Origin of the sequence: Allobosea sp. FBZP-16 (assembly GCF_002831785.1) — a bacterium.
Classification (GTDB): Bacteria; Pseudomonadota; Alphaproteobacteria; order Rhizobiales; family Beijerinckiaceae; genus Allobosea; species Allobosea lupini.
Window position 1 is genome coordinate 88,128 of the sequence record NZ_LNCQ01000026.1, and the last position, 16,465, is coordinate 104,592.

The following is a 16,465-nucleotide window of genomic DNA, read 5'->3' on the forward strand; positions in this document are numbered from 1 at the left end:
TTACAGCCGCCCCCATGCCTGATGAATGAGCCCTTGCACTTCGAAATTGACCGCATCCATGCACTCGATCGCGCGGTCATATGTCTCACGCGTGAAGTTCGCGCGCTCCACCTCATAGAGCGTCTGCTTCGTCAAACCGGCATCCGAGATCGCGGTCGACTTCACCATCTGGGCCTTCAGCATTTCCGCCGCCAGCATGCTCTGCATGAGGCCGAGCATTTCAACCTGCGGCACGTCCGTCGGCTCGAAGCGGGTGATGAGATAGCGCAGCCAGTCCATGCGAACCTCGGCGCCGGCGTCCTTGATGGTCTTGGCTATATTGCCGAGCATCAGCAGGAATTGGCTCATGGACATCAGATCCAGCATCTGCGGATGAACTGTGATGAGCACAGATGTCGCGGCAATCAGCGCCGTCAGCGTCAGGTAGCCGAGTTGAGGCGGGCAATCGACGACGACGACATCATAGGAGGAATCGACCTCCTTAAGCGCATTGCCGAAGCGCGTGAAGAAGCGCTTGCCCTCCGCAGAATTCTGCATCGCCAAGGGGGTGTCGTATTCGTATTCCTGAAGCTCAAGGTTTGCAGGAATAACATCCAGTGACGGAAAATTCGTCGGCAGGATAACGTCCCGAATGGACCTGCGCTGATCGTCGTAGCGGATCGCGTCATAAAGCGACGGGTTCTTGTCGAGCTCCGGCTGAAATCCATACAACGCCGACAATGAAGCCTGCGGATCGAGGTCGACGGCGAGGACCCTATGCCCAGTCAGGGCGAGGTGCTGCGCCAGATGCGCCGCCGTAGTGGTCTTGCCTGAGCCACCCTTGAAGTTGACGACAGCGATGACCTGCAATTTCTCACCCGGCTTACGGTGAGGGACGTATTTTTTGACCTCAGACCGGCCGTTCTTGTCGAGATAATGCCGCAGCTCGAGCATTTGTTCAGCGGTATAGAAGCGGCGCCCCCCAGCCCCAGTCGAAGGCTCGGGCCCCTTGCCTTCGAGGTGCAAGCGCTTGAGATTGTTGGGACTCACGCCGAGATAGTGGGCGACCTCCGCCATGGGGAACCGCCTTAGCGTCTTCTGGGCGTTGGGCGGAAATTTCTCCAGGCGAAGTTGATTAAGCTTGCGCGAGATCTCTGCGCCCTGCTGGAGAATTTTATCGTCAAACTCGAACGGAGCGAGAGCGTTCATATTTCGGATGCCAGACCAAATAGCGCCAATTCGGCATCTTTTGCCGATTTGGCGCCAGTATGTCCGATTCTCTCGCTCGCACAACAAAAATGAGGTTAACAGAATCTTAACGCACCAGCCTGCGCGGCAGCGCGAACGCAAACTAGCTTTTGAGTTCCTTTAACAAAATCAGCATACTAGAAGCATCCTGATCCGCCTTCGTGCTCCAGTAGCCCGCTATGAAAAGCCGTTGATCACCATGCCGCAGACGTGAGCGTTTCCGAAGAACATCTCCGACTCAGTCTGATAGCCACCAGATCCGCAGCCCAGCGGCATGGCGCGTCTCATGATATCGTCCTTCCGCGAAGAGCAATCGCGACGGCTTGCGGCAGCGTATCAGCGCCGAGGCTTGCCCGCGCATTATCGAGATGAAACTTCACCGCTCGCGGCGTGATGCCCAAGATCATTGCGGTGGCTTCCATTGATTTGCCGCGAGAAGCCCACACGAGACATTCCCGCTCGCGCTGGGTCAGTGGAACAGCCTCATTGCGTGACGAGCCCAGCGCCAGTTTCGCATCCGCGTGAGCGTGAAACGTCAGTCCAATGAGCTGGACGATGTCGTTTGCTTCCGTGACCATTTTCCCATGAGCTGAACTGACCTCGTCGACCGCGAATGTGAATGCGGCGAACCGATTGAAGCCGCCGGCGATCGCAACCGAAACGCCATGACGGATGCCAAACTCGTCGGCGTCGTCAAAGAGGCGTTTTTGGGCGCGCAGCGGAAACTGACGTGCAGCTTCGCGGGTCCACTGCATCGTGGAGCGCTTGCCTTTGGCAAAGGCCACGACGGGATCGACGTCCTGGTAGCTTTCGGCAAAATAATGCTCGCTCCATCGCTTGGGATAAGACGAGATCAAAACGGGATCGGCGTCACCAAAGCCGAGATAGGCGAAGTACCGGAAGCCCATGCTCTCGGCGACGCGTCGGCCGACGCGCCGAAACTCCGTTTCCCCAACCGATGAATGCAGGCCATCGACCAGTTCTTGATACGCCATCTCTACCGATTTCATCCCACCCCCGTTGATCCGCAGCGCCTTGCTTCACGCGCCTGATGACCCTTTTCCACTCGATGGAAACGGCCTTTGCCTCAAGGATGCGGCGAGAACACGGCCACAACTTTAGAGGGAATCCAGAAACACCCTGTCACATCCGACAGGTTCGCCGATTGGCTGCCTCTGTTTGATTGGCCTCCATATCAACGCGATTCGAAAGGCTGGCTATGCAGGTCGTCGAACTGAGCCGCGCCGGATATGGCGCCAATCTCTCGCTGCTGATGGGCATGCATCGCCTACGGCGAAAGGTGTTCAAGGACCGGCTCGACTGGTCAGTTTCGAGCACAGGCGATCTGGAGATGGATCGCTACGACACGGTGGATGCGACGTACCTCGTCGTGGCCGACTGCGGGGTGGTGCTGGGTTGCGTGCGGATGTTGCCGACGACGGGCCCCAACATGCTGGCAAACACGTTCCCGGAGCTATTGGACGGCGGAGCTGCGCCTTGCTCTAACCTCATCGCGGAAAGCTCGCGCTTTTGCGTCGATACCGAATTGACCGACGCGACGACGGATGGCGGGCTGCGGCAAGCGACGTTCATGCTTTTTGCCGCGATGCTGGAATGGGGCGACGCGCGAGGCTTGTCGTCGATCGCGACGGTCACCGATCTCCGCATGGAGCGCATCTTGCGAAGGGCAGGGTGGACCCTGCAGCGTCTGGGCGCGCCACAGCAGATCGGAGCGACAGTTGCTCTTGCCGGCTTGCTGCCGATCGAGGAACACGCGCTCGATGCGATCCGACGCAATGGCGGCCTGACCGGGCCGGTCCTTCCGATCAACATGCCACTCCCGCTTGCGGCGTGACCGATCTCGGGAGGGTTCGCATGCTCCGGATGATGGTTCTCGCTGGCGGAGTCGCCTGCATGTCGATCAGCATCGCGCGCGCCGATGATTGGGGCTGCACGGTCCTGCTGTGCCTGGCCAATCCTGGAGGGCCGACACAGTACGCCGCTTGCGTCCCGCCTGTGACGCGGCTCTGGCAGCATCTGAAGCGGGGAGGGGCCTTTCCAACCTGCTCAGCCGCCGGATCGAGTACATCCCCCGTCGGATACGATCCTTACGAGCCCTGCCAGGACGGGTACGTCCTGCGTGAGCTTGGGCGCGATGGTTCAGCTCAGCCGGCTTGCGTCTCGAGCAAGCCAGTTCGCGAATGCGATCGCACGGACGACACCTGTCAGCCGCACGAGATCCAGGCGGTCCGCCATCGCGCCCAACCCAATTTCATCGACGTCACCGGACCAGATGGCATCAGCACACGGTTGAGGTTCTGATGGAGGCCCCCGACATCACGACTTTGATTGCGCGTTGCGCGCCGTCAGATCTGACAAGGCCCGTTGCCGCGATCATGCGCCGGGCGAGCGCGTCCGAACTCTTGCTCGTCACCATCGCTGGAAAACGGCCGATCAGGGTCCTGGCCGATTCCAAACCTGAGGCAATTGCGCTGGCTAGTGAAGCCGTCGTGGCTGGCCAAACTGTCCGGATTGGGATGGCACAGCTTGATACTGAGGATCTGAAATCGGCTGGCCTCACGATCGCCACAGCCTTCGATCGGTGCGCACACATCGCCGGCGTCGGGCGCGTGTTTCAGGTGCGCAGAGCGCGATTGATGGATCAGGGCGTCCCAGAGACCATTGCGGGTGACCAAGCGGTGTCATCATTCAAATCCGCAAGGGCTGACCGCCCGTCTCGGGCGGAGGTCAAGCCTGACATCATTGCTAATCCGGCTAATCAACCTGCTCCTCCGCAGGAGGAAATCGCATCGGCCAAGGATCCACCGTCCTGGAGCGTCTATGGCGCCCGGCGTGGCTCCTCGCTCCTGATCTACAGCCGCTAATCCATTCCAACTTTCCCCACCGAGCGCGCGCTGTTGCGCGCCGTTGAAACACGCCTGTCCCGGAGATCTTCATGCCCGTGCCCCTTCGCACATTCGCCGCGCCCGCCAGCATGGCCGCCGTCTTCGTTTTCATCGCCACCGAACCGGCGTTGGCACAGACCGCCAATATCGAAGGCGTGCTGCAAAACATCGTCACGATGCTGACCGGCAATGTCGCGCGCCTACTGGCGACGCTCGCCGTGATCATCGTCGGCATCGCCTGGATGTTCGGCTATCTCGATCTGCGCAAGGCAGCCTATGTCGTGCTCGGCGTCGCCATCGTCTTCGGCGCATCGGAAATCGTCTCGACCCTGACCGGCGGCAGCTGAGGCGCGGCCGCGATGACGAGCGAACCCGAACGCCTGACCGAGGACACACTGTTCCTTGCCTGCACGCGGCCTGCGATGATCGCCGGCGTGACCATGGAAGCGATGGCCATCAATGTGATGGCGTCCTGCATCCTGTTCCTGATGGCGGGTTCAATCGTCTACGGGCTAGTCGCGCTGCCGATCCACCTGATTTGCCGCGCGATCTGCCGACATGATCCAAACCAGTTCCGGCTGCTCGTTGCCTGGCTGGAGACGCGGGGCCGCGCGCGCAACGGCTCGTTTTGGGGTGGATCGTCGCCAACGCCTTTGCGCCTGGTGCGCCGCTTCAAGGCGCGCGAGGTGGCTCATGGCTGACGCGGCTCGCCTCATGGCTCGCGAGATCGAGCCCGACGTTCATCTGCCCTATGTCCGGCATGTGACGGAGACGGTCATCAGCCTGGCGACACGCGCGCTGATGACGACGATCCGTCTCGACGGGATCGCCTTCGAGACCGCCGATATCGGCGACCTGAACGATCTCCACGCTAAACTCAATCTCACCCTGCGCAATCTCGCCGACGATCGCCTGGCGCTCTGGACGCATCTGATACGGCGGCAGGATACCGGCTATCCAGAGGGCGCGTTCGCCTCGGGCTTCGCGCGCGATCTCGACGTCGGCTATCGCGAGGCGCTTCAGGGCACAAGGCTGTTCCGCAACGAGCTTTACCTCACCATCGTCGCCCATCCCGGGCGGGATCGCGCGGAGGCTGCCGCAGGCTTCGTTTCACGGCTCGGCCAGGTGCGACGCGGGGGAGGGGAGGTCGATGCCGCCGCCTTGAAGCGACTGAACGATGCCGCGCGCGACATCTCGGCTGCGCTGGGTCGCTACGGCCCGGCACAACTTGCCCTCGTCGAGCATGACGGCATCCTGTTCTCGGAGCCGATGCGCCTCCTCCATATGCTGGCGTCGAGCGAGGATCTGCCGACGGCGTTGCCACAGGGTCGAATCGGAGCGGCGATCTACACCAACCGAATCATCTTCGGTCGCGAGGCGATCGAAGTCCGGGCGGCCGGCGGCTCGAGATTTTCGGGAATGTTCGGTCTGAAGGAGTACCCGGCCTCGACCAGGCCCGGCATGTTGAATGGGCTGCTCTCGGCCCCGTTCGCGTTCGTGCTGTCCCAAAGCTTCGCCTTCCTGTCGAAGGCCGACGCCAAGACGGTGCTGACACGCAAGCAAAACCAGCTCGTCTCGACCCAGGATGTCGCCGCATCCCAAATCGACGATCTGGACGATGCTCTCGACGATCTCGAATCCAACCGCTTCGTCATGGGCGATCATCACCTCTCGCTGCTGGTGCGCGCCGACAATCCAAAGGCGCTGTTGGAAACGATGGCTCAGGCGCGCCGTATGCTTGCCGAGGCCGGCGCCGTCGTCGCACGCGAGGATCTCGGGCTCGAGGCCGCCTACTGGGCGCAGATGCCGGGCCTTTTCAAGCACCGCGCCCGCTCGGGTGCGATCACCTCGCGGAATCTCGCGGCCCTGTCGCCGTTTCATAGCTATCCGGCGGGCAAGCCTACAGGCAATCATTGGGGACCGTCCGTCGCGATGCTGAAGACGGCGTCGGGCTCACCCTATCATTTTTCCTTTCACGCAGGCGATCTCGGCAACACCTTCATCTGCGGGCCATCGGGCTCCGGCAAGACGGTGCTGCAGAACTTCCTGCTGGCGCAGGCGGAGAAGTTCGGCTGCCAGCGCGTCATGTTCGACAAGGATCGCGGCGCCGAAATCTTCGTCCGCGCCTCGGGCGGCACCTACCTCACGCTAAAGAACGGCGTGCCCACCGGCTGCGCGCCGATGAAGGCGCTCGAGCTGACGCCGGGGAATCTCGCCTTCTTGGGCGACCTCGTGCGCAAGCTCGTCACGATTGAGGGCAGGGCGCTGTCCGTCGTTGATGAGGAGCGGATCGATTCCGCTCTCGAAGCGATGCGGGCACTGCCGCGCCAGGAGCGCTCGCTGTCGGCGCTGCGCGCCTTTCTGGGCCAGCAGGATCGCGAAGGCGTCGGCGCCAGGCTCGAACGCTGGTGCAATGGCGGTCCGCTCGGCTGGGTCCTCGACTGCGAAGAGGACGCGATCGCGCTTGATGCTGGGTTCATCGGCTTCGACATGACCGATGTGCTCGACCACGCGACCGTGCGCACGCCGCTGATGATGATCCTATTCCATCGCGTCGAGCAGCTCATTGACGGCCGCCGCATCATCATCGACATCGACGAATTCTGGAAGGCACTGGGCGATGACGCCTTCCGAGCCCTCGCCAACGACAAGCTCAAAACCATCCGTAAGCAGAACGGCGTCATGGTCTTTGGGACGCAATCACCGCGCGACGCGCTGGCGTCTCCGATTGCCCACACCATCGTCGAGCAATGCCCGACGCAGATCTTCATGCCGAACCCGCGCGGCACGCGCTCGGACTATGTCGATGGATTCCATCTCACAGAGACTGAGTTCCGTTTGATCAAGGAAGAGCTGTCAGCCGAGAGCCGGCGCTTCCTGATCAAGCAGAACGGCCAATCCGTCGTCGCCGAACTCGACCTCGGCGGGCTCGATGACGCGCTCGCCGTGCTTTCGGGTCGAACCGAGACGGTCGAGCTGCTCGACCACATCCGCGCGGAGGTTGGCGACGATCCCGCAGCATTCCTGCCCCGCTTCCACGTCAAGAGAAGGATATTCCCGTGAGAGCTTGCCGATTTGTTGTTGCCGCCCTGGTCGGCCTGTCCGTGGACGCACACGCACAGCAAGGCGTGCCGGTGTTCGATGCCGGCGCGATCGCAAGGCATGTCGAGCAAATCGGCAAGCTGACCGAGCAAATCAAGACGATGCAGGCGCAGCTCACCCAGGCCAAGCAGCTCTACGAGTCTTTCAACAAGCTGACCGACGTCAACGACATCGCCTCGCTGCTGAGCAGCTCGGAGTTCCGCAAGTACCTGCCGAAGGAGTTCGGCGAGATCGAAAAGCTGGTTTCCGGGACCGGAACCGGATCGCTGACCGGCGTCATCGATCGCTATCTCGATCAGAATCGCGCCTACCAGGGCGGGGACGCCAATTCATTCTATCGCAATGAGCTCGACCGCATCGCGCGCCAGACCGGTGCGAAGCATTCGATCGGCCAGAGCGTCTACGACACCGCGTCAAAGCGCATCGATGAGCTGGAGGAGCTGCGTCAGAAGATCACCACAGCCAAAGACGCCAAGGACGTCCTCGATCTGTCGGCCCGAATCCAGGCCGAGCAGGCCATCCTCCAGAACGAGGTCCTACGCATGCAGGGCCTCGCCATGGTGCAGCAGGCGCGCGGCGACATGGATGGCCAGCGGCAGAAAGAGCGCGAACGGCAACTTGTCGATGAGATGAAGGCGGCGCTGCAATGAAGGCCCTCCCGGCGGTTTCGTTGGCCGTTTTACTTCTGCTCGGTGGATGCGGCGAGCAGTCCGATGAGACTTCGATCAGTAGCGACAGAAGTCCTGAGCAGTTGGTCAGTCGCGCCACGGCTCCGACAGTCGTCTGGTTTCTCGAAAACTCAGATGCGCTGGAAAAAACGTGGAAGCTCTGTCGGTCCAGTCCAGGCGATCACGGCTCCAAACCTGCGTGCGTCAACGCGGGCCACGCACACGAACGCGTGCTGATGCTCGGCCGTGACCGTGCACTCAGTTCCTTGAAGCAGTGATCAGACATGGCCATCACGATTTTCGACGACTTCCTGAAAGAGTTCGAGCAGCCGATCACGACCTTCGTATCGACGTCGGTCTCGAATCTCGCATCCTTCGTCGATGGTCCGTTGCGGGTGGCCGTGATGCTCTATGTCGTGCTGTACGGCTTTGCCGTCATGCGCGGCGCCATCGCCGAACCGATCCAGGAGTTCGCGTGGCGAGCCATGAGGCTCGTGCTGATCGTGCTGCTCGCATCGAACGCAAGCTCGTTCCAGCAGTACGTGACCAATCTCTTCTTCACGTCTTTGCCACGAGAGATCGGGAATGCTTTGGCGGGATCCGCGCTCGACACATCCTCGGGCCAACCGTTCGACCGCCTCCTTACCAAAGGCATCGAAGTGTCTCAGAAAATCTATGAGCAGGCTGGGCTGACTACGATTGCGCCAGCACTGATTGCGGCCATCCTCGCGGTTTTCACCGCCGTATCGGGCTTCCTGCAGTTCGCCATCCTGCTCTATGCCAAAATCGGCTTGGCAGTCGTTATCGCGCTCGGGCCGATCTTTATCGCGCTCGCCTTGTTCGAGGCCACGCGACCGTTCACAGAAGCCTGGACTCGTCAGGTCGCGAACTTCCTGATCCTGCATGTGCTCGTCGTTGCACTGGTCGGGCTGATGCTGACGTCGGTGCAGGGCTTCGTCGAGAAGTATGGGGCCAGCACGACGACCGGCGGCGGGCTGATGGTTGGAGCGGTCGCGATCAGCGCGGTACTCGGCCTCGCCGCCTACATCGCACTGCAGCTTCCCGCCATCGCCGGTGGCCTGGCAGGCGGCGGCGCTTCGCTCGCGGCCCGTGTCGTCACCAGCGCCATCACCGCGAACGCAGCTTCGGCCGCCGTCGGTGCGTACGCTGGCACCCGGGCCGCCGCCAGCCGCACCGCGGCAAGGATTCGCGAGCAACGACAGGGCGGCGAGATCAGACGCGTCTGAAGCCAACCATCCACACCAGGAACAACCGCATCCGCGCAAGGATGCCGAGAAGGATTTGCTTCGATGAACTGTCGCGTGATTTTGAGCGTGATGCTGGCTCTGGCGGCAACGGGCTGCGCCGGCTGGAACAAGGGCGCGCCGTCCTGTGACGGCTCGGCCAAGCGCCCGCTCAACAAGTCGCTGTGGGACTGGGAGACAAACCCACCCGTCGCACCGCAGCCTGATGCACCGCCGGTCAAACGGCTTGGCCAAGCGAAGCCGACCGCCTCCGCCAACGGCGGCAAACAGCCAAGCGCGACCTGGTCGTCCTTCAATATCGCGCGATCGTTCCTGCCATGCGGGGAGGCGTCCCGCCATGGTTAGGCCCGACGATCTGAAGGACTATTTCGACAATGCGCGCCGCTGGGAGCAGGATTTGCTGCTGACGGCGCAGCGCTCGAAGCGGCTGGCCTGGTTCGTCGCGACCGCAGCCTGCGTTCTCGCGACGGCCGCCGTCGGCGCGGTCGCGGCGCTCGCTCCCCTCAAGACTGTCGAGCCCTTCGTCATCCGCGTCGACAACGCGACAGGCATCGTCGAGACGGTCTCGGCGCTCGGGACATCGCCGCGCAGCTACGACGAGGCGGTGACCAAGTATTTCCTCGGTCGCTACGTCCGCTCGCGCGAAGGCTACAGCCAGGCCGAGGCCGCCAGCAATTTCCAGACGGTGGCGCTCCTGTCCTCGCAGGCCGAGCAGGCGCGCTTTGCCGCCGTCTATCGCGGCTCGAACCCGGAAAGTCCGCAGGTGCTGCATGGGCGCTTCGGCGTCGCAGAAGTCCGCATCAAGGCGATCTCGCTCCTGGCCGACAACCTCGCCTCCGTCCGCTTCCTCAAGGAAAGCCGTAAGGGTGAGGAGATCAAGGTGACCCATTGGATCGCGACGCTGACCTTCGCCTATGTCAACGCGCCGGTCTCCTCGACCGATCGCCTGATCAACCCGCTCGGCTTCCTCGTCTCGGAGTACCGCGCCGATCCGGAGGTCGCGCCATGAACCGCTGCTCGAGCGCGGTCGCAGGCGGCTTGGTGCTGGCGCTTGGCCTCGGCGTGCCATCGCTGGCCCTGCAGCTCCCGACGGCCGGCGCGCGCGACGAGCGCGTGCGCTTCGTCGCCTATGACCCAGCCAATGTCGTCAAGGTCAACGGAGTTATCCGGGCCTCGACCCAAGTGATCTTCGCCGAGGATGAGGAAATCGCCCATGTCGCGATCGGCGACTCGATCGCCTGGGAGGTCGCGCCGGCCGGCTCGATCCTGTTCCTCAAACCCCGCGAAAAGCACCCGCCGACCAATCTGCAGGTCGTCACCACGCGTCGCGACGGACGCAAGCGCTCCTACCAGTTCGAGCTTTCGATCGCGGAAGCCTCGCTGAGGGAAAGTTATTTCGTCGTGAAGTACTCTTACCCAGCGGATGAAGCCGATCGCCGTCGCGCCGAGAACGAAGCCCGCGGCCAGCAGCGCGAAGGCGCGGTCATCGACCAGACGTTCGATCTCCACCAGCAATATGGCGCGCGCAACTGGCGCTTCTCGGCTCAAGGTCCGGCCGATCTCGAACCCGATGGCGTCTTCGACGACGGAAAAGTCACGAGCTTCCGCTTCGCGGGCAATCGCGAGGTGCCGGCAATCTACATGGTCGGCTCGGACGGCGCGGAAAGCCTCGTGCCGAAGGATGTGCGCGGGGAGGTCGTCGTGGTGCATGCCACCGCGCGCGAATTCCGGCTGCGTCGCGGCAGCGAGGTGCTGTGCATCTTCAACGAGGCGTTTGACGCCGTCGGCGTGAACCCGGGCACCGGCACGACGAGCCCCAGCGTTGCCCGCACGCAAAAGCAGCCAGCGCCCGCGCGGCGACGCTGAGGAGCATGTCATGACTGATCAAACAGCATCATCCGGCGTCGAGGGCGAACGCGGCATCACGCCGGTCTCCGGACCAGTCGAGGGCTCGGGCCGAGCGCTTGCCAAACGCGGCATTGGCGCTGCCGCGCTGATCGCGTTTTCGGTCCTGGTGATCTGGAGCACTTGGAAATCGGAAAAACCCGTCGAGCAGGGCGGCGCCAAGCCCATCATCCGCCAGACGACGACCTTCGAGCCGGCACGCGAACCGCCGGCGCCGGCTCCTGTCCAGGAGGCGGCCCTGCCGGTCCTGCCGCCTCAACTCGCACCTGCCGCTGCTCCGCAGACAGACAAGCTGATGGAGAGCGCTCGGCGTGCGCCAGTACTCGCCTTCAATCGGCCAAGTCGCGGATCGTCCAGCGACGGGGCAGGGCAGGGGGCCGCTCTCCCGGGTTCGGCTCTTCTCGCAAGCTCTGCCGAGCCGCGCAACGAGTTGGCCGACAAGCTGAAAGCGACCACCATTGAGGGCGTGCGCGCCGCGCGCCTGCCAAACCGCAATCTCCTGGTGACGCAAGGGACTGCGATCCCTTGCGTGCTCGAGACTGCGATGTCGTCGGATGTGCCGGGCTTCGTCTCGTGTGTCGTGCTGCGCGATGTCCTGTCGGATTCAGGCCATGTCGTGCTGATGGAGAAAGGCACGCAGATCGTTGGGGAATATCGCGGCCAGGTCCGAAAAGGCTCCAAGCGCATGTTCGTGCTCTGGACGCGGGCAAAAACCCCGACCGGCGTCATCGTCGCGCTGGCCTCGCCCGCCACCGATGCACTCGGCCGTGCCGGCTTCGATGGCGAGATCGATACGCATTTCTGGGAGAGGTTCGGTGCGGCTCTGCTACTCTCGATCGTCAGCGATGCTGCAGCGATCGGTCGCCAGCAGCTCGACGACGCCGATATCGAAATCCGCAACACCTCCGGAGCAGCCAACACGGCCGCTGGCATTGCCGTCGAGCGCTCGATCGATATCCCGCCGACGCTGAACAAGAACCAAGGCGAACGCGTCAACATCTTCGTCGCCCGCGATCTCGATTTTTCCTCTGTCTACGATCTCAAGCGGATCGAAAGCCGCGCGCGGATTTTGGATCGTACGGTACCTGGCATCGATGCCGGTGTGGCGTCTGGCTCGCGAGTCACGAAGCCATGACGGCATTCTCGACATTGCCGATTGATGCGCAGCCCGTCGTGACGCTTGCGCCGGCGGCGCCGACCACGCCAAGCGCTTCCGAGCGCCGCGCCAATCGGATTGTGCTGGAGCGCTATCTCGCGCCGCTCGCGAGGTTCCTGTCCCAATCCGAGCTGACGGAGATCGTCGTCAACCGCCCAGGCGAGGTGTTTACGGAAGGGCCGGACGGTTGGCAGCGCCATGAGTCAGCCGATCTCAGTCACGCCCATCTCATGCATCTGGCGACCGCTGCTGCCGGCTACACCCGACAGGATATCGCCTCCGACCATCCGATCGTCTCGACGACGCTACCGGGCGAGGAGCGCTGCCAGATCGTCGTGCCACCAGCGGTACCGGCAGGAACCGTCAGCCTGACCATCCGAAAGCCCTCGACCGTCATGATGACGCTTGAGGATTTTCAGGAGCGCGAGCTGTTCTCCGACATTCGCGTCACCAGCGACGATCTCTCTGACGATGAGAACGAGCTGGTTCGCCTGCGAGATGCTGGGCAGTGGCGTGAATTCCTGGCGCTGGCCGTGCGAAGCCGCCGCAATATCATCATCTCCGGCGCGACCGGCTCCGGGAAAACCACGCTGTCGAAGGGTCTGATCGCTCAGATCCCGTCGAGCGAGCGCCTCGTCACTATCGAGGACACGGCCGAGCTCGTGGTGCCGCAGCCCAATCATGTCCGTCTGCTCTATGCGAAGGACGGACAGGGGCTCGCCAAGGTTGGACCTCGGGAGCTTCTCGAATCCTGCCTGCGGATGCGGCCCGACCGCATCCTGCTGCAGGAGCTGCGCGACGGCACCGCCTTCTTCTACCTGCGCAATGTGAATTCAGGGCACCCGGGCTCGATCACCACAGTCCATGCCGATTCCGCGCGCCTCGCCTTCGAGCAGTTGACGCTCCTGGTGAAGGAGAGCGCGGAGGGCCGGGATCTCGCGCGCGACGACATACGCAACCTTCTGCGCCAGACCGTCGACATCGTCATCCAGATGAAACGCGAACACGGCCGCTTCCGCATCACGGAGATCGACTATGACCCCGTTCGAAAGCGCCTCGCCAGCGCGTAGGGTGGTGCTCCGGATCGCGCTCGCGCTTACCGGCATCGCCATATTCCTGTTCGTCGGCTCAAATGTCCTGCTGCTCGGCCTTCGCAGCCACGACGGCGGCTTCCACTGGAACGAGCTTGCGATCGCCTGGCCCCACTATGGCACGAATGAGCGCCTCGACCGCTGGATCACCTTTGGCACACTCGCCGGCACGATCGCGGCCTTTGGACTGATGGGTTTGATCCTGCGAACGAAACCGCGACCGCTGCATGGCGAGGCGCGGTTCGCCACCGAGCGCGACATCCGCAAGGCAGGCCTGAGGTCGAAGCAGGGTATCCTCCTCGGCCGGAAAGACGGCAAGTTCCTGTGTTTCGGCGGGCCTGAGCACGTCATGGTCTATGCCCCGACACGTTCGGGCAAGGGCGTCGGCTACGTCATCCCGAACCTACTGAACTGGCCGGACTCCGTCGTTGCACTCGACGTCAAGAAGGAGAACTTTGACCGCACGGCAGGGTTTCGGGAGGCGAGCGGCCAGGCGGTCTTCCTGTTCGATCCGCTCGACGAACAGGGCCGTACCGCCCGCTACAACCCGCTCGCCTATGTCCGCCGCGATCCGGTCGATCTCTATGATGATCTCCAACGCATCGCAGTCATGCTCTTCCCGGCCGAAAACCGGGCAGACCCGTTCTGGTTCGAGACCGCACGATCGGCGTTCGTTGCGATCGGCGGCTATGTCGCCGAGACGCCAGGCTTGCCGCTCACCATCGGCGAGATCCTGCGGCAGCTTTCCGCCTCGAGTGATCTGAAGTTGCATTTCCTGGCCACGATGAAGGAGCGCGCCAAGAGCACGGCGCCCCTCTCGTCGCATTGCATCGGGGCGCTGAACGACTTTCTATCGGCTTCCGAGAACACCATGAACTCGGTCAGGAAAACGACGACGGCGCGGCTCGGCCTCTGGCTCAATCCGCGCATTGATGCCGCCACATCGGCTAATGATTTTGACCTGCGCGAGCTGCGCTCCCGACCTATGTCGATCTATCTCGGCGTCACGCCCGACAATCTCGACCGGATGGCGCCGCTGCTCAACCTGTTCTTCCAGCAGGTCATCGACCTGAACAGCCGCGAGCTGCCCGAGCAAAACCCAAAGCTCAATCGCCGTGTCCTGCTGCTACTCGACGAGTTTCCGGCGCTCGGCCATGTCGGCGTGCTCGCCAAATCCGTCGCCTTCGTCGCGGGCTACGGCATTCGCCTTCTAACGATCATCCAGAGTCCGGCGCAACTCCGGGCGATCTACGGCCCCGATCTCGCCAAGACCATCATGACCAACCATGCCATCGAGGTCGTGTTCGCCCCGAAAGAGCAGGACGTCGCCAACGAACTATCCGAGCGGATCGGCTACGACACGGTCCAGGCAAAAAGCCGCTCGCGACCGTGGGGCCTATCGTCGGGAAAGCGCAGCGAGTCCGTCTCGGATCAGCGTCGCGCGCTGATGCTGCCGCAGGAACTCAAGCTGATCCCGTCATCCAAGGCATTCATCTTGGCAGCCAGCGTGCCGCCGATCATCTGCGACAAGATCATCTACTACGAGGACGCCGCCTTCACCGCGCGACTGAAAGCGCCACCGGTGATCGCGCCCAACCGCGGACCCTCGAACATGCTGCTTGCAAGCGAGATCATCGAGCTGAAATCCGCCGTCGCCGAGTTGCAGGCGACGTTCCGGACCCGGCCGATGACGGATGAAGAAATCGCCGACCCGTCGCTGATCCCTGACGATGCGACGTTCGACTTCGGCAACGTGCCCGTCGATCTCGAAGGGCTTTCGGAGGATGAATTGAAGGACTGGTGCTCGCAGGTGATCGATGCCGCCATCATCCCCGCGAAGGGGACGGGTCAGCCGGTGAAGGAGATGCGTCGTGGCCGATGACAAGAGCGATCCAGGCGAGTTTTCGATCGGGCGAGGTCGGGACAAAGGTGCAAACGCTAACAGTTTCGAAAAGAATGGAGCATCTCGTCCGCCGCCAGGCCAAGGAGCTACTACTCAAGCCGAGTTTGACCTGGGTGGCACCAACCAGCGCCGCTCCGACAGCGGTATGCCGCAACGGCTACGGCGCAAATACTACGTCGCCGAAGCGGGTGCCGGCGACGAGGCGAGGGTCTACGCCGATCCGAGAGGCGAATACCTTGCGTTTAAAGTCTCAGCCGAACGATTGGCGACGCGGCTCGTGGACGCTGGCGTCATCCGCGACATGGTGTCGATCGCACAGCATAGAGGCTGGGCGGAAGTGCAGGTTCGCGGGTCGGTCGAGTTCCGACGGACGGCCTGGCTCGAAGCTTCAGTGCGCGGATTGGCGGTTCGTGGTTATGAGCCCGATCCCATTGATCGGGCCGCCCTGTCGTTCCGGACGAAGTCAGATGTCGATCCAGCGCGGAGCCGATCACAATCCCAACAACGCGGACCTGAAGCGTCCGAAACAGTCTTTGTGGCGGGCGTTTCAGCCAAGAGACCCATCGACGTGACGGTTATGCCGCCTGAGCGCGGCGTAGAGCCGACCCATCCGAGGCACGCGGCCGAGGGATACTTCGGGAGCAGCGGAGATCAGCGTGCATGGTTGAAGGCCGGACGTAATCGAGCCGACCCTCCAATTGACAGATCCGCAATCACAATCGACGTGCTGCCATTTCGAGCGGCGACATCCGATCGACCCTCGCGCACTGCTGGCGAGCGGCGTGCCGATGTATTCCGGTCGGCCCATCGTCAGCAGAACGGAGGTGATGACGTCGTCAAAGCTGCGCGATCGCAAATGACGGCGATCGAACAGGCTCTTGCCAAAGCGGTTCTCGATCCGGCTTTACGACACGCGGTTTTGGCGCATGCAAAGGCTCGTATCGCTGAACAACTTGAGCGGGGCGGGGAGTTCAAGCATGCCGAAGTGAGAACGCGCACGAAACCGGAGAGGCCGTCGAAGGTGTCGAGCGTCAGTTCACCGCGCAAAAATCGGCCGGACACTCCGGAGGCCCATTGGGATCGATGATACCGTCTCGCTGTCGCTTGCAAGTCAGCATGCGCGGTGGTTGCTGTTTATACGGCTGTCGATTATCGGCGCCTTAGAGCTCCTTATAGATGTAGCAGTGCCCGCTGAGTCCCGCGACAACAGCGCACATCGCAACGTGGTACGATTTCTCTATT

17 protein-coding genes are annotated in these 16,465 nt (G+C 62.6%); 15 read left to right on the forward strand and 2 right to left on the reverse strand.

Annotated elements, in window-relative coordinates; all coding sequences use genetic code 11:
* Complete coding sequence (gene repA / locus CXY91_RS14210) at window positions 1-1,188, reverse strand: plasmid partitioning protein RepA (RefSeq protein ID WP_100962045.1); 1,188 nt, start codon at window positions 1,186-1,188, stop codon at window positions 1-3.
* Window positions 1,189-1,511: 323 nt separating this feature from the next.
* Window positions 1,512-2,237, reverse strand: a complete 726-nt coding sequence (locus CXY91_RS14215; protein WP_100962046.1) for a LuxR family transcriptional regulator — start codon at window positions 2,235-2,237, stop codon at window positions 1,512-1,514.
* A gap of 209 nt (window positions 2,238-2,446) precedes the next feature.
* Here CXY91_RS14215 and CXY91_RS14220 point away from each other — a divergent pair, with 209 nt between their 5' ends.
* The 15 genes from CXY91_RS14220 (at window position 2,447) to CXY91_RS30185 (ending at window position 16,310) form a co-directional block, all read left to right on the forward strand.
* A complete protein-coding gene (locus CXY91_RS14220) occupies window positions 2,447-3,082 on the forward strand; it encodes an acyl-homoserine-lactone synthase (protein ID WP_100962047.1) in 636 nt (211 codons plus the stop codon).
* Window positions 3,083-3,548: 466 nt separating this feature from the next.
* The gene (locus CXY91_RS14225) at window positions 3,549-4,112 is read left to right on the forward strand and encodes a lysozyme family protein (RefSeq protein WP_100962048.1); all 564 of its coding nucleotides are present in this window, start codon (window positions 3,549-3,551) and stop codon (window positions 4,110-4,112) included.
* A 71-nt stretch (window positions 4,113-4,183) separates the two neighbouring features.
* Window positions 4,184-4,480 (forward strand): TrbC/VirB2 family protein, encoded by a 297-nt coding sequence (locus CXY91_RS14230; protein ID WP_100962049.1) that lies wholly within the window; start codon window positions 4,184-4,186, stop codon window positions 4,478-4,480.
* Window positions 4,481-4,492: 12 nt separating this feature from the next.
* Window positions 4,493-4,834 carry a VirB3 family type IV secretion system protein gene (locus CXY91_RS14235; protein ID WP_100962050.1) on the forward strand — a complete coding sequence of 114 codons (342 nt, stop codon included), beginning with the start codon at window positions 4,493-4,495 and terminating at the stop codon, window positions 4,832-4,834.
* Window positions 4,827-7,196 carry a VirB4 family type IV secretion/conjugal transfer ATPase gene (locus CXY91_RS14240; protein WP_100962051.1) on the forward strand — a complete coding sequence of 790 codons (2,370 nt, stop codon included), beginning with the start codon at window positions 4,827-4,829 and terminating at the stop codon, window positions 7,194-7,196. The genes CXY91_RS14235 and CXY91_RS14240 overlap by 8 nt, the downstream gene beginning before the upstream one ends.
* Window positions 7,193-7,885, forward strand: a complete 693-nt coding sequence (gene virB5 / locus CXY91_RS14245; protein WP_282569381.1) for a P-type DNA transfer protein VirB5 — start codon at window positions 7,193-7,195, stop codon at window positions 7,883-7,885. The genes CXY91_RS14240 and virB5 overlap by 4 nt, the downstream gene beginning before the upstream one ends.
* Window positions 7,882-8,181, forward strand: coding sequence for an EexN family lipoprotein (locus CXY91_RS31305; RefSeq protein WP_158673406.1), 300 nt, complete (start codon window positions 7,882-7,884; stop codon window positions 8,179-8,181). The genes virB5 and CXY91_RS31305 overlap by 4 nt, the downstream gene beginning before the upstream one ends.
* A gap of 6 nt (window positions 8,182-8,187) precedes the next feature.
* Window positions 8,188-9,150: a TrbL/VirB6 family protein gene (locus CXY91_RS14250; protein WP_100962053.1), complete on the forward strand. Its 963-nt coding sequence runs from the start codon at window positions 8,188-8,190 to the stop codon at window positions 9,148-9,150.
* A 63-nt stretch (window positions 9,151-9,213) separates the two neighbouring features.
* The gene (locus CXY91_RS30575; protein ID WP_068174523.1) at window positions 9,214-9,513 is read left to right on the forward strand and encodes a hypothetical protein; all 300 of its coding nucleotides are present in this window, start codon (window positions 9,214-9,216) and stop codon (window positions 9,511-9,513) included.
* Window positions 9,506-10,177, forward strand: a complete 672-nt coding sequence (locus CXY91_RS14260) for a VirB8 family type IV secretion system protein (protein ID WP_100962054.1) — start codon at window positions 9,506-9,508, stop codon at window positions 10,175-10,177. Before CXY91_RS30575 ends, CXY91_RS14260 begins: the two co-directional genes overlap by 8 nt.
* The gene (virB9, locus tag CXY91_RS14265; RefSeq protein WP_100962055.1) at window positions 10,174-11,034 is read left to right on the forward strand and encodes a P-type conjugative transfer protein VirB9; all 861 of its coding nucleotides are present in this window, start codon (window positions 10,174-10,176) and stop codon (window positions 11,032-11,034) included. The genes CXY91_RS14260 and virB9 overlap by 4 nt, the downstream gene beginning before the upstream one ends.
* A gap of 10 nt (window positions 11,035-11,044) precedes the next feature.
* Entirely contained in the window at window positions 11,045-12,208 is a 1,164-nt protein-coding gene (virB10, locus tag CXY91_RS14270) for a type IV secretion system protein VirB10 (protein ID WP_100962079.1), read from the forward strand.
* Complete coding sequence (virB11, locus tag CXY91_RS14275; RefSeq protein WP_100962056.1) at window positions 12,205-13,299, forward strand: P-type DNA transfer ATPase VirB11; 1,095 nt, start codon at window positions 12,205-12,207, stop codon at window positions 13,297-13,299. Before virB10 ends, virB11 begins: the two co-directional genes overlap by 4 nt.
* Window positions 13,265-15,202, forward strand: a complete 1,938-nt coding sequence (locus CXY91_RS14280; protein WP_100962057.1) for a type IV secretory system conjugative DNA transfer family protein — start codon at window positions 13,265-13,267, stop codon at window positions 15,200-15,202. Before virB11 ends, CXY91_RS14280 begins: the two co-directional genes overlap by 35 nt.
* The gene (locus CXY91_RS30185; RefSeq protein WP_199777442.1) at window positions 15,192-16,310 is read left to right on the forward strand and encodes an LPD7 domain-containing protein; all 1,119 of its coding nucleotides are present in this window, start codon (window positions 15,192-15,194) and stop codon (window positions 16,308-16,310) included. Before CXY91_RS14280 ends, CXY91_RS30185 begins: the two co-directional genes overlap by 11 nt.
* Window positions 16,311-16,465 lie beyond the last annotated feature (155 nt).

Bases quoted from the DNA above. Each gene is read 5' to 3' on its own strand.
- repA (WP_100962045.1), bottom strand. From the start codon at position 1,188: ATGAACGCTCTCGCTCCGTTCGAGTTTGACGATAAAATTCTCCAGCAG.
- CXY91_RS14215 (WP_100962046.1), bottom strand. From the start codon at position 2,237: ATGAAATCGGTAGAGATGGCGTATCAAGAACTGGTCGATGGCCTGCAT.
- CXY91_RS14220 (WP_100962047.1), top strand. From the start codon at position 2,447: ATGCAGGTCGTCGAACTGAGCCGCGCCGGATATGGCGCCAATCTCTCG.
- CXY91_RS14225 (WP_100962048.1), top strand. From the start codon at position 3,549: ATGGAGGCCCCCGACATCACGACTTTGATTGCGCGTTGCGCGCCGTCA.
- CXY91_RS14230 (WP_100962049.1), top strand. From the start codon at position 4,184: ATGCCCGTGCCCCTTCGCACATTCGCCGCGCCCGCCAGCATGGCCGCC.
- CXY91_RS14235 (WP_100962050.1), top strand. From the start codon at position 4,493: ATGACGAGCGAACCCGAACGCCTGACCGAGGACACACTGTTCCTTGCC.
- CXY91_RS14240 (WP_100962051.1), top strand. From the start codon at position 4,827: ATGGCTGACGCGGCTCGCCTCATGGCTCGCGAGATCGAGCCCGACGTT.
- CXY91_RS31305 (WP_158673406.1), top strand. From the start codon at position 7,882: ATGAAGGCCCTCCCGGCGGTTTCGTTGGCCGTTTTACTTCTGCTCGGT.
- CXY91_RS14250 (WP_100962053.1), top strand. From the start codon at position 8,188: ATGGCCATCACGATTTTCGACGACTTCCTGAAAGAGTTCGAGCAGCCG.
- CXY91_RS30575 (WP_068174523.1), top strand. From the start codon at position 9,214: ATGAACTGTCGCGTGATTTTGAGCGTGATGCTGGCTCTGGCGGCAACG.
- CXY91_RS14260 (WP_100962054.1), top strand. From the start codon at position 9,506: ATGGTTAGGCCCGACGATCTGAAGGACTATTTCGACAATGCGCGCCGC.
- virB9 (WP_100962055.1), top strand. From the start codon at position 10,174: ATGAACCGCTGCTCGAGCGCGGTCGCAGGCGGCTTGGTGCTGGCGCTT.
- virB10 (WP_100962079.1), top strand. From the start codon at position 11,045: ATGACTGATCAAACAGCATCATCCGGCGTCGAGGGCGAACGCGGCATC.
- virB11 (WP_100962056.1), top strand. From the start codon at position 12,205: ATGACGGCATTCTCGACATTGCCGATTGATGCGCAGCCCGTCGTGACG.
- CXY91_RS14280 (WP_100962057.1), top strand. From the start codon at position 13,265: ATGACCCCGTTCGAAAGCGCCTCGCCAGCGCGTAGGGTGGTGCTCCGG.